Source organism: Leptolyngbya sp. Heron Island J (assembly GCF_000482245.1).
GTDB lineage: Bacteria > Cyanobacteriota > Cyanobacteriia > Phormidesmidales > Phormidesmidaceae > Leptothoe.
Genome location: NZ_AWNH01000089.1, coordinates 1 through 12,978 on the forward strand (window position 1 = coordinate 1; position 12,978 = coordinate 12,978).

The window sequence follows — 12,978 nt, forward strand, 5'->3', positions numbered from 1 at the left end:
GGGCGCATCTAGCGGTTCGGGGAGATGCAAGGTAATGCCAAAGAGTGTTGAGCGAAGAGAGCGTCAAATCGCTGATTGACCCAAGCAACTCTCAGCGCGAGTAGATGATTGAGGCCCGGCTCACTCCAGCGCATCCCCACGCCTTTAAACCGTTGCTGAATCAGCCATTTACAGGCACTTTCAACCATACCAGAGCCTATCGGTAGCCCCTGGTGCTTAAACAAACGATACTGAACATGCGCTTGATGCGTCTTGAAATAGTTGTGAACTCTCTGCAGAATGGGTTTTGTTGAGGCGGCAGTATTGGGTGAGCGGATAAGCCAGTGCAGCTCGTCGAGAATGCGATGTACATAGCCATGGCGCAACTGATGGCGCAGTCGCTCGAACCACATCTGTGGGGTGCGTGCTGGGTTGCCATCATGATAAGCCTCAGCCGCTTGCCAGAGATGGGCAGCGGCATGATAAAAATCCAGAATGCCGGTGGCCATGTGAGCAAAGCAGGTGTCGAACAATCGCCAAAAGCCCCTGGCCCCATCACTCAACCAAACCACGTGAGGCGCAGTTTCAATCCCTTGTCGAACAGCTTCTAATTGCAAGCGAGGTTTGAGGCTCTCAAGATCTCCCAACACTGCTACTAATCGCCGCTGTTGCAACCGAGTGACCGATTTACCATTTCGATTGAGACGATGACTCAATCGAGCAAGCAGGGCGACTTTGACCTCACGCCAGCGAGTCTTTCCTCGGGGTGTTCCTGACTGTGGTCGCAGGGGGACAGTGACCCCATCTGCCGCAATTAACAACGGCATGGCCGCCACCTCATCACTCAAAGATTCACGGGGTGGTGCGTGACCGTGCTGCCAGCGTTCAACCTCCTGCGTCCACTGCCCCATGGCTTGTTGTCCATAGTGTTGTACCCACTGCCACAGACTATCATCACTGACGTGGAGTCCACTCAGTTGGGATAACAGCCAGGTGGCTAACTCAAAGGGAACAAAGACCGCTAGCAAGCAGCCCAGACGCACCAACTCTACGGATGTTTGCTGATACGCATCAATGCCCAAGGCCGTATCGAAAGGAATCGATTGACTGCCTCGGCACCCTTGAGGGCATCGCCCCACCCGTCGTCGCCAGTGCACTTGACCAACCAGCGTTAACATTTGACGCGCGGCGAAGCCTTTACTATGCAAGCGATGACCACACACAGAACAGGTTCCCCACGCAGTCGGGACCTGAGCTCGGTCGTTCAGCTGTTGTTCTACCAAGGTACGGGCAACATATAGCCCGATGTGCCACGCACACAAGACAATAGCGGCCAGGGTTTGACTCTTTTGAAGACGGTCGAAGAGACCTGACCAGTCTAATGGGTCAGGACACTCCTTTGAGGGAGACGCTAACATAGAAGTGAGTTTTTATGAGGGCTTGCCCAGGTTCGGGCAGCCTTTTTTCTACTTCTATTCTCGCAAATTGGGTTTACCGGTTCCCCGAACCTTCAGATGCGCCCAGAGCCAAGGGTAACAAAACTAAAGATAGCCGGGAATCAATGCCAAAAACTTCAATTTGAATAGGCAACTGAGGTTCACGTCTAATGAATTGCATTGCTCCAATTGCACCCAAGAACCAAACGGTAGGTACGCCTAGGGCATGGACTGCCAACCACCGAACTGTGTAAATAGGATAGTTGATCGGTCGATTGGGATCACGAGGTATATTAGCTGTCATTTTGTTGAATTCTCCTTAAGAAGGAAACAGTTGTAAGCGGATCTGAAATTATCTTTTCAGCAGCAACTAGCGCTTGAATAGTCCTATTGATTAAATGAAGAACAGCAACGTTTCTAGTCTAGGGAAGGTGCTGAGAACGGAATCTGATCTTGGAAATATTCGTCAAGCTGTTGTTTAACTTGCATACGATTTTCCACAATTGGAGCATTTATCTGACCGGCCCCATAATATTCATCGGGATGAGGCGTGCCAAAGGCATCGTATGCAAGCCCCGTACTTACAAAAAGCCATCCTGAAATAAAAACGGCTGGAAAATTAACAATGTGGAGTAGCCAAAATTGTGGATCGGTAATGATGTCTGACAACGGTCGCTCTCCGGTGTTACCTGCCATAACATAATCTCCTCTGAAAGATAGTTAACCTGGTGACGCATTACTACGCTCACATGATTGTTGATAACCCTAAATAGAAATAATCCTCAATAGGAATAGCTTTATTTAAATGAAATAAATTGTCAATAACATCCCGCATAAATATATGTGAAGATGGTTGACTCAATATGAGCCTAGATTGGCTTAATGTCGGGGTAATATCTATTCAGTCGAAATTCTGAGGTGTTGCTTTACAAGCCGCTTTGGGGTATTGCTTCAACCTAGAAATGCTTAGTTAAGATTCAGTTCTAATAAAATATGATTAATTCAATCATAGCTATTAATAATAAATATCAATAATGTGCCAGACTTTGTTCCGTGTGCCGTTTCACTGAGACTAATGTGGAGGGTCTAAGGCTTCCGCGCTTAAATAATTAATGTCCCTGTTTCCCCATCACTCATCCACCCATCTACAGCCTCAACCTGAGACTTTATTTTTGTGCAATCCCCTAACCAGATTGCATCAGTGACGACAGGGTTGGATGCTGGACTCTGAAAAGAGCATTTTTCTTATCAAGATTTATTCTCAACAGTGTGCTATTGTGGGTCACATGGTTGAGAAATATGAAAGGTTTAGGTAAAAGTAGTTTGCTGCATTGCTTGCCTTATTTGATGTGGTTGGTAACTTATGGGCTCAGCTGCAGTCGCTAAGGCTCTAATCGTGAAATAGCCTTATACGGTCGAAGCGAAATTATAATCTCTTTCTCATTTATGGCTATGAGATTTTTAGCTAAAATCGGTCTGATTTTATTGCTTATCTTTGGAAGCTTTTATATGGCAGCTCCCGAAGTGCAGGCTCAGTCCATGGATTTGCCTGAAGCTGACAGTTTGATTGATAAAGGCTTAGACACAAAATCTCTCGATCAAAAGTCAATTAGACAGCAATGTCTGTCTACAGTGGGTACAAATGGATTGCATATATGTAAGAGTGTGCTGATAGAAGATCGAGACGATTCGGAAGTTTGGAATCGTCTCGGACGTTTGTTTTTCGATCTTGAGAAGTATAATGAAGCCTATCTATCGTTTATGTACGCGACTCACCTACGAGCAGATTATGCTATAGCTTGGGCTAATATGTGTGCTGCATTGAGTCAGCTGCAGAGTTATGAAAAAGCTTTGAATGCATGCGATGCGTCTCTAAAGGTTAGTCTCTTGGCCCAAGGGTCTATCGATGAAAAGGTACTAGCTTTAAATAATAAAGCGATTGCCCTTTATCTTTTAGGGCGTTATCGAGAAGCGCTTGAGACATCTGAGCAAGCACTCGTACTTAGACCTGATGACTCTCAGGCCAATATAAATCGCGAGTTTATGCTTCACGCTTTAACTCACAAGACTACTAAGTCTGAAGAAAAGAGTTTTATATAGTTTCTACTTTTTTGCGTGAAATACTGGAGTTTCTATTTCTGCCGTTGCTGATTTAGAAGATGAATCGGTTGGTAAAACTTGCCAATCGTACGAGTTTAGCAGGTGAAATCATCCTGAGACTCAGCAGCACTCTAGTTTTATCTCCAGTTACTATTACAGGTTTAAAGATATTTATGTGTTCAGTTTGGTTTAGGTGACTACCGTGTATACATATCTTGGAATTGAGCTCAAAATCCTGCATTACCCCCCTTAATCCCCCCTTGGTAAGAGGGGAAACTCCAGTTCTCCCCCTTGCCAAGGGGGAGTTAGAGGGGGTGAGGCCACTAAAAACGCTAGTTTCCAGTACTTGTATGTACACCCTATAGTTTAGGTGAGGGAAATGATTTTATCAGCTATGAAACAACTATTTCTTTCAATTGCAGGCATTTGCTTGATGTTTTTACTGTGGCAGTTGCCTGCATCAGCGATTACGTATTCATTTCAGTCACCAGGGATTCCCGGAGAAGAAGGGGTGCTAACAGGCACCGTGACCTATGATCTTGATATTGTTCGTGAGTCTCTCAAAAATATCACTTCTGATAGAGGTGTCTCAGGGGCTCTCAATCTCGAAGAATTAGGAGAAGGTAGTGAGTTTTCTTTTGAGTATATTTCTCCTCATTCTGGAGTGAGACATTCTGAAAAAACTATTTGCGATCGCAACATATACGACCTCAATAACGGCCTTGAAGGCAATGAAGTGATTGGGGGAAAAGAAGGCCCTTTTTTTGATTTCAATGATTATTCTGATCTAGTTTCGATTGATCTTAGATCTTGTATAGGAGAAAAGAATAATTTTGGCGCTTCTTCTATTTCAGACCGCGACCCCAAGGTGGCTTATAGTGAACTTGAGTTGCAATTTAATCGTCTTTTACTAGTGGAATCTGACTACAGTGGCATCAAACCAGGTCGCTTCAAAAGAAAACTACCCGTTGAAGTTAATTTAGAAAAAGCTTAGCTCCGACATACATCACTTTAAAGAGTCTCCCACTTGAGTTCTCCTTACTCTTCAGAGGGGTAAACCGTGTTAGTCCATATGGACTAACACGGTTTTTTCTGTTAAGCCAATTTATGGACATTATGCACCATGGCCATCCGTCAATAGAAAATCACCTAAGCAGGTCTTAATTTCAACAGCGATTTTCTCTGCACCCCGCTCTGCTGCTAAGAGCTGTTCTGCACCTAAATCAATTTCAAACTTTGTTCTACCTACTTCAGTCGCAATGGATCGTCAGTAATATTCCATTGCTCTTGTTCTAGTGCAACTGTAACCACATCATAAAATCGATCTTTGGCTGCCATCGTTCTTCCATTGAGTTTCGTCAATGCTTAAAGAAATTCATGTATAAGGTTAAAATTCCCTGGGATTGCTTAGTTAGATCGCGCTCCCAAACATCCGGAGCTTGTAATTTAGCACAGCGCTTCTAAGTCAGACCTGTCTCTCACTGATACAACTTGTATTAAAGATTTCAAACCCAGTGATCAAGACTATCTGTGGCCATATATTCAGTCGTGTGGGCAGCAAACTGAGTTTCACTTTTTTTTACAAATAAGCCTGCATACTTAAACTCTCGTCTACGTATTTAAATTAACTTCCTTCAAGCGATACTTTGTTGGATCTGAAAGTAATCACAGAATAGCAAGTAATATCGCTGCAGATAACCTATTTTGAGTAAAAAAGTTTTCTTCAATACAATTTGAAATTGCTAATAAAACCTTTGCACAATTAAAGTTTTCACTTGTAGCAATATATGAAGTACCTTGATACACTATCAGTGTCCGTTCTCCTGTATTTACTCGATTTATGACTGTAGCTGAGACGCTTGTTGGGTCAGCAATTGCGGAACTTGCTGCCCTTTTTATCAAGACTGCTTGGGAAAAGAGTACACAAGAGCTTGCCCCCCATATTAGGCAACAAATATTCCGAGCATCTAGCCAGTACATCAAAAACTATGCTCGACGGCATGGCAGAGTCAAAGTTCTAGGCATGTCCAAGGCTGTTTCCTTAGAAAGGATATACACAACTGTACAGCTACTAGACAAACAAGAAATCCTTAATTTTGCAACAGTTGAGGCATTAGAAAAAACATATCGCAGAGGTCCAGACAGATGGTTTGAAGATGCCAAGAAAAAACGGCAGATAGGTATTGATGTTGCTAATCGTGAGCAATATCTAACTGTGCTTGGTCAACCAGGTGTTGGAAAATCGACGTTTTTACGAAAAATTGGTCTCGAAGCCTTAAAGGGACGGCGTGGCAGATACAAGCATAAGTGTTTCCCTGTCTTTCTAGAGTTAAAGCGATTTGATGGCTCGACCCTAAACATCAAAGAGCATATTGCCAAAGAACTTGAGATTTATGGTTTTCCTAATGCGGAAACCTTTACATCTAAGGCGTTACAAAATGGACACTTATTAGTATTGTTAGATGGTTTAGACGAAGTTCCCACGAAGAGTTTAACTAATGTAATTCGTGAAATCAATGATTTCTTTGATAAATACTTCAAGAATAGATTTATTGCATCTTGCCGTGTAGCGGCGTACCACAACTACTTTCAAAACTGTACTGATGTCGTAGTTGCAGCATTTAATAAAAAGCAGATCAGACAATTTATCAATAATTGGTTTCAAACAGAAATTGATAAATTGACAGGGACTGCCGATAATTGTTGGGAACTACTGCAAAAGCCAGAGAATGCTGCTGCGCTAGAATTAGCACGCACGCCCCTCTTACTTACATTTTTATGTTTAGTTTACGATCGCTCGCAGAGCCTATCCGATAATCGTAGTAGACTCTACAAGAAGGCACTAGACATTTTGCTAGAAGAATGGGCGTCTGAAAAACGCTTACAGCATGACATGATTTATCAAGGGCTGCACAGTGAATTAGAGAAAGTTTTGCTATCTGAGTTTGCCTACGAAAAATTTACTGGAGACCAGCTTTTCTTTTCAAAAGAGACCATCATTGAACATATTGCCAACTTTTTAAAAGAAACGTTAGATGCTCCAGAAAGCCTCAATTGCAAAGAAGTTTTGAACGCAATTGAGATCCAGCAGGGCATCCTCGTAGAAAGAGCTGAAGATATCTACTCATTCTCACATCTAACAATTCAAGAGTTTTTAGTTGCAAGATATTTAGCAAAAGACAGCAGAAAACTCAATATGTTGATCTCTTCAGTCAGATTTTTAGATAGTCGTTGGCAAGAGGTATTTCTACTGGCGACTGGGCTACAAGATTCAGCTGACAATGTACTGTTGGAAATGCAGAAGAGTACGCAAAAGCATATCAAAACAGAAGGTTTGAGGCGGTTTATTCGTATAATCAATCAGCATGCTAACAGCACGATAACAGGTGATGGTAAACCTGCTGCAAAGCGTGCTTTGTGTGTAGCCTTCTTCCTAAGACACGAAGCTGACTCTAGTTATGACGCAGTTGATAGGGCTGTATTAGAAAGTTTTTGTGAAAAGGCTCAGACACTAAGCCAGCTTATAGACGGTAGTCAAAGTTTGAAATACATCTCTATCAGGTCTTTTAATCCAGGCGTCTCTATTTCTTCGGAAGAAATTAGCAGCCTGAATAAATACTTAACCTCCACTATTGTTATGTTGCGATGTAAACAAGCAGCACTGCGGGTATCGCCCAAAGTATGGCATCAAGTTGAAAGACAAATATTGATCGCCCCAGCCCAAAGAGATTTTTTTCCTGCCTTTGCGCCACGATAGAGAAAAATACGTACAACTTATGGATCAATTGCAACAGTAAAATTACCTTTCACTGGATACAAGCATCTTGCACATTAATTTTCATGAAAATTAATGTGCAAGATGGCTGATAATACCTCATTGCCTATCAAAGAAAGTTAGTATTTTAACAATTTTAAAGTCCGGTTGGGCTTTGAAACAATGAGGAGCTGAGGCTGAGATGGAAACCCCAGAAAACGAGAGGCTAGTTTTGGTCATTGATGATCAACCAGACCATTTGCAAATAATCAAGCGGGTGCTTGCTGAGAGTACTGTTCCCTGTCAAGTTGTTGCTATTCCGAGTAGTCATCAAGCCATTGAGTTTCTCCATCATCGAGGAGATTATTGTCAAGCCTCTCGTCCCGACCTGATCTTGTTAGATGCGCATTTAGCTGACGGCGATAGTCAAACTGTTCTCTTAGAAGTTAAAACGGATAATTCGCTACGACGTATTCCAACGATTATTTTAAGTCCAACATCTGATCAGGAGAGCGTTATTAGTAGCTATCAACTGCAGTGCAATAGTTATGTTGTCGAACCCCACGACCTGATTAATCTGACAGATGTAATTCGGGTGATTGAATCCTTCTGGCTTAACATTGTAACGCTGCCATCAGAGTAAGTCGCAGAGCCAACGTAAACTATATTAATCAAGCATTGATTTACGTATCGATAGATGCTTGATTATTACACTTAGGAGAATTCACGAAATAGCTGAACACGTTGCTAGAAAAGAACCTCAGACTTTTTGGATTTATTTAATAATTTAACCAAAGCGGTTACCGGAGACCTGAGATATTCTGCAGGTAGCTTTCAAATGTGATCGTGCGCGCCTACACACAGTCGACTCTAGTCGTTTGTTAGGTGTCTCAGTTCACTGACCACCTGCGGAGGATAGTATGGCACGCACCAATTCAGCTCAATTTGACCCTAGCTTAGCGGCCTTAAAACAGCCATCGATTACCAGCCTGACAAAGATCCAACCCCATGGAGTACTCCTAGTTCTAGATCCCAATAACCTGACAGTTTTGCAGGCGAGTACCAATACCATTGATGAATTTGGCTTGGATCCCAAGGATGTCATTGGTAAACCCTTAGAAGAGATTCTTGATCCTTTTCAAGTTGATCAGTTTAAGGTAGGACTGACAGAAGAGAAGTTAGATTTTATCAATCCGGTCAAGGTTTGGGTGCGTCGCGAAGGAGACGATTATCAGGTTTTTGATGCTGTCTTTCATCGTAGCAAGGGAGGCTTTTTAGTACTTGAACTTGAGCCTGCTTTAACTCAAGAAAATATTCCGTTTTTGAGCTTTTACCATCTGGCTCGAGCGTCGATTAATCAGCTGGAATCTACGGCAGAACTCCGTGCATTTTGTCAGGTGATTGTCCAAGAAGTGCGTAAGGTAACCGGGTTTGACCGGGTCATGCTCTACCAGTTTGACGATGATGGTCATGGTGAAGTGGTGGCCGAGGAAAAATGTGATGAGATGGAACCCTATCTGGGGCTGCATTACCCTGAATCGGATATCCCCAAAACTGCTCGTCAGATGTTTCTTTCTAACTGGATTCGAGTCATCCCTGATGCGGCAGCTACTGCTGTAGATCTCTATCCAGCTAAAAATCCGATTACGCAACAACCGACTGATCTAACTCACTCTATCCTGCGTAGTGCCTATTCCTGTCACTTAGAATATCTCCACAATATGGGCGTGGGGGCCTCATTAACTATCTCTTTGATGAAGGATAACAAGCTATGGGGATTGATTGCCTGCCATCACCGTACGCCTAAATATGTGCCCTACGAGCTGCGCAAAGCCTGTGAATTTTTAGGACGGGTGATCTTTTCAGAGATTGCCACCCGTGAAGAAGTGGCGGATCATGCCCATCGCATTCGTACTGCTAATGTGCAGTCAGAGCTAATTGACGCCATGGCTCAGGCGGATTATTTTGTTGATGGCTTAATGGGGGATCAGTCTAGTCTACTGGAGCTGGTGGATGCTAGTGGGGCTGCTGTTTATTTTGGTAACCAGTGGACGTTGCTTGGGCGTACCCCCTCGGAGGATGAGCTTAATTATTTAATTCAGTGGCTCGGGAAAAATTTAGAGGATGAAATCTTTTATACCGATACTTTGCCACTGGTATATTCAGATGCCCAGCGGTTTAAGGATGTTGTGAGCGGTCTGTTGGCAATTCCAATTTCTAAACGCAGCTATGTGCTCTGGTTCCGGCCTGAGGTGATTCAAACGGTTAACTGGGGGGGCGATCCTAATCATGCCTATGCGGTAGAAGAGTCTGAAGATGGGCTGCGGCTCTCTCCACGGCAATCCTTTGCCCTTTGGAAGGAGACTGTCCGGTGTAAGTCACTGCCGTGGAAAGCGATAGAAATTAAAGCGGCCTTAGAATTGCGTAAAGCGGTTGTTAACGTGGTTCTGCGTCAGGCTGAAGAACTAGCCCTGTTGGCCCACGATTTAGAACAATCCAATGCAGAGTTGAAAAAGTTTGCCTATATTGCTTCCCATGATTTGCAAGAACCGCTCAATCAGGTAGCCAACTTTGTCCAGCTGTTGGAGATGCGCTATAGCGAAGAGTTGGACCAGGATGCTAAGGAGTTTATCAACTACGCAGTGACTGGGGTTAGCCAGATGCAAACCCTGATCGATGATGTGTTGTTGTATTCCAAGGTCGATATTCAAGGGATTGACTGTGCCCTCACAGATGTTAATGGTGCTCTGGAAACAGCCCTGAGAAATCTTCAGGGTAGGATTCAGGAAACAGGGGCCGCTGTTTCTGCCGATAAAATGCCTACCCTAGTGGCTGACAGCACTCAGCTGATGCAGTTATTCCAGAATCTGGTTGGTAATGCCATTAAGTTTCGACGTCCTGGGATATCGCCTGAGATTCACATCGGTGTCGAGCGTCAGGAAGAGAGTTGGTTATTTTCTGTACAGGATAACGGTATTGGGCTGAGTCTTGAGTTTGCTAAACGCATTTTTGTGATCTTCCAGCGGCTACATACTCGCGATGAGTATCCCGGCTCAGGGATGGGGTTGGCCATTTGTAAAAAGATTGTCGAATGTCACCGAGGCCAGATTTGGGTTGATTCTGAGGTCGGTCAGGGAGCTACTTTCTACTTCACATTGCCAGTTGGAGGTCGTGCCAGTGGAAGCAACAGGGCGCAAAGTTATTTTCTTGATCGAAGATAATCGTGGTGATATTCGCTTGATTCAAGAAGCTATCAAAAGTGCAGATACGCCTTGTGATATTGCTGTTGCTAGAGACGGCGTAGAAGCAATGGCCTATCTGCGCCGTGAGGGCGAGTTTGAACGGGCTATACTACCAGATTTAATTTTGCTTGATCTCAATTTGCCTAAGAAAGATGGGCGGGAGGTGCTGGCTGAAATTAAAGCCGATCCTGATCTCAAACATATTCCAGTGGTTGTATTAACTACATCACGCAATGAGGAGGATATTTTCAATAGCTATGACTTACATGTCAACTGCTATATCTCAAAATCTCGTAATCTGGCTCAGCTATTTACTATCATTCAAGGAATCGAAGAGTTTTGGCTGAAAACTGCTACGCTACCCAAACCGTTGTCAATACCGGACTAGGGGTGAGTATCCAAGTATTACTGATTGAAGACAGTGCTGCTGATGCTCGCCTTCTACAAGAGTTTCTGAGGGAAACTTTGTACGATGAGTTTCACTTGACCCATGTGGAACGATTAGGTAAGGCACTGCAACAACTGGAGTCTAATGCTTATGATGTTATTTTGTTGGATTTAACACTGCCTGATAGTGATGGGCTGCGATCGCTGAATACGCTCTTAACTCAAGCTCCTAGTACTCCGATTGTGGTCCTCACCAATACCAACAACCCTGAGTTGGCAGTAGAAGCGGTGCGGCAAGGGGCTCAAGATTATTTGGTGAAACGGCAGATGCACCATGAAGTACTGGTGCGATCGCTACGCTATGCCATTGAACGCAAACAACAGGCAGAAGCATTACGGGTTGCCAATGCCGCCCTAGAACATCGAGTACAAGCCCGCACTCGAGAATTAGAACTTGCCAATCAACAACTACGCCAAGAAGTCAATCATCGACAAATGGTACAAGAACGACTGGCCCTAGCCCAACAGGCTGGTAAAACCGGTGTTTTTGACTGGAATATTCGTTCTAACCAGGTGACATGGAGTGCCGAATTAGAAGCCCTTTATGGCGTATCCCGTGGTGCTTTTGATGGTTCCTACGACCAGTGGATGACCACCATCCACAGCGACGATCGTTCGCGGGTTGAACAAGAACTTTGGCGTTCTGTGACCGTAGGCAGCGGTTTCAACAGTGAATTTAGAATTTCTCACCCTAACGGCACCCGTTGGATTACTGTAAAAAGCAGCATTTTTAATGGAGAAGATGGCAAGCCCTTGAGACTGTTGGGAATTCATCTGGACATTACCGAGAAAAAGCAGCTGGAGGCCCAGTTTTTACAAGCCCAGCGTTTGGAAAGTTTGGGGGCTTTAGCCAGCGGTATTGCCCATGATCTAAACAATATTTTGACGCCAATTTCAGCGGCAGGGCAGCTATTACCAATTACCCTAGACACCGTTGATCAACGCTCACGGCAGCTCATCGAGACCCTCAACTGCAGTGCTCGACGCGGCATCAAGCTGGTGCAACAAATTCTCTCATTTGCCCAGGATGGTAGCAGTGTCACCAGTGTGATATCACTCAGGGAGCTGTTAGCGGAAACCAACCAAATTGTGCAGCAGACGTTACCTCAATCTATCGATGTTTGTCTGGATGTGCCAGCCGATTTATGGTCAGTCAAAGGCAATGATACACAGCTGCACCAGATATTTATGAATCTCTGCGTCAATGCTCGCGATGCTATGCCCAGGGGGGGCACCCTCAGGGTGTCGGCAAAAAATTTGCTGATTGATGATCCTTATTTACTGATGCGGAATAATGCTACTCGCGGTCCCCATGTAATGGTCACGGTAGCAGATACTGGCACTGGCATTGCGCCAGAGCTTCGAGATCGTATTTTTGAGCCATTTTTTACTACTAAAGCTGCCAGTCAGGGTACGGGGTTAGGGCTGGCGGCTGTACTCAATATTGTTAAAAGCCATGGTGGTTTTATCGATATGCAAACTGCAATCGATGAAGGTAGCCAGTTCCATGTTTGTTTGCCTGCCGATCCAAATTCGGTCAGTGTGCCCACATCGTCGACAGAAATGCTCCGGGGGCGTCAGGAAGTGATTTTGGTCGTAGACGATGACCCGGCTATTTGTAAGGTGCTACAGCTATCCTTGGAAACCTATGGGTATCAGGCACTGGTTGCCCATGATGGACTGGGTGCGATCGCAATGCTTGCCGAACACCGTTCTTTAGTCCGCTGCATTCTAATTGATCTGATGATGCCAGATATGGATGGTCAGACCGCTATTCCTCTATTACAGCGGCTGCAGCCCGAGGTTTGTATCATTGCCATGACCGGGGCAATTATCCCTATCCAAACTGATTCAGCGATCAGTGAATTAAAGCTGGATGGTATGCTCAACAAACCATTTACCACCCACGATTTACTGATGTTGCTGCAAACAGTGTTGGCTCCAAAGCGATCGGTCTAATGCCGAAAATTTGTTTTTATCTATTGCTGCTATTTATGAGTTCAATGCAAAAAAGATGAAA

The 12,978-nt window shown here is 44.3% G+C and carries 10 protein-coding genes and 1 pseudogene; 7 read left to right on the plus strand and 4 right to left on the minus strand.

The window, feature by feature from the left end; all coding sequences use genetic code 11:
- Positions 1-8: 8 nt before the first annotated feature.
- The 3 genes from N836_RS63615 to psbE form a co-directional block, all read right to left on the minus strand.
- Positions 9-1,397, minus strand: a complete 1,389-nt coding sequence (locus tag N836_RS63615; protein WP_023071473.1) for an ISKra4 family transposase — start codon at positions 1,395-1,397, stop codon at positions 9-11.
- 73 nt (positions 1,398-1,470) lie between these two features.
- On the minus strand, positions 1,471-1,719 hold the full coding sequence (psbF, locus tag N836_RS78260) for a cytochrome b559 subunit beta (protein ID WP_023075246.1): 249 nt from the start codon (positions 1,717-1,719) through the stop codon (positions 1,471-1,473).
- A gap of 113 nt (positions 1,720-1,832) precedes the next feature.
- Entirely contained in the window at positions 1,833-2,111 is a 279-nt protein-coding gene (gene psbE, locus N836_RS63625) for a cytochrome b559 subunit alpha (RefSeq protein WP_023075247.1), read from the minus strand.
- A 750-nt stretch (positions 2,112-2,861) separates the two neighbouring features.
- Here psbE and N836_RS63630 point away from each other — a divergent pair.
- Both N836_RS63630 and N836_RS63635 read left to right on the plus strand, forming a co-directional pair.
- The gene (locus N836_RS63630; RefSeq protein WP_023075248.1) at positions 2,862-3,515 is read left to right on the plus strand and encodes a tetratricopeptide repeat protein; all 654 of its coding nucleotides are present in this window, start codon (positions 2,862-2,864) and stop codon (positions 3,513-3,515) included.
- Positions 3,516-3,909: 394 nt separating this feature from the next.
- Positions 3,910-4,509, plus strand: a complete 600-nt coding sequence (locus N836_RS63635) for a hypothetical protein (RefSeq protein WP_161635023.1) — start codon at positions 3,910-3,912, stop codon at positions 4,507-4,509.
- A gap of 120 nt (positions 4,510-4,629) precedes the next feature.
- Here N836_RS63635 and N836_RS78070 read toward each other — a convergent pair.
- Positions 4,630-4,853 (minus strand): annotated as a pseudogene (locus tag N836_RS78070) (element excision factor XisH family protein).
- A gap of 502 nt (positions 4,854-5,355) precedes the next feature.
- On the opposite strand from N836_RS78070, the gene N836_RS63645 reads away from it, so the two are divergent.
- The 5 genes from N836_RS63645 to N836_RS63665 all read left to right on the plus strand — a co-directional run bounded on the left by N836_RS63645 (position 5,356) and on the right by N836_RS63665 (position 12,917).
- Positions 5,356-7,272 carry an NACHT domain-containing protein gene (locus N836_RS63645; protein WP_023075251.1) on the plus strand — a complete coding sequence of 639 codons (1,917 nt, stop codon included), beginning with the start codon at positions 5,356-5,358 and terminating at the stop codon, positions 7,270-7,272.
- Positions 7,273-7,471: 199 nt separating this feature from the next.
- A complete protein-coding gene (locus N836_RS63650; protein WP_023075252.1) occupies positions 7,472-7,912 on the plus strand; it encodes a response regulator in 441 nt (146 codons plus the stop codon).
- Positions 7,913-8,189: 277 nt separating this feature from the next.
- Entirely contained in the window at positions 8,190-10,490 is a 2,301-nt protein-coding gene (locus N836_RS63655; protein WP_023075253.1) for a sensor histidine kinase, read from the plus strand.
- Positions 10,447-10,899 (plus strand): response regulator, encoded by a 453-nt coding sequence (locus N836_RS63660; RefSeq protein ID WP_023075254.1) that lies wholly within the window; start codon positions 10,447-10,449, stop codon positions 10,897-10,899. Before N836_RS63655 ends, N836_RS63660 begins: the two co-directional genes overlap by 44 nt.
- Positions 10,851-12,917 (plus strand): ATP-binding response regulator, encoded by a 2,067-nt coding sequence (locus tag N836_RS63665; RefSeq protein WP_031293788.1) that lies wholly within the window; start codon positions 10,851-10,853, stop codon positions 12,915-12,917. Before N836_RS63660 ends, N836_RS63665 begins: the two co-directional genes overlap by 49 nt.
- The last annotated feature ends 61 nt before the right edge of the window (positions 12,918-12,978 follow it).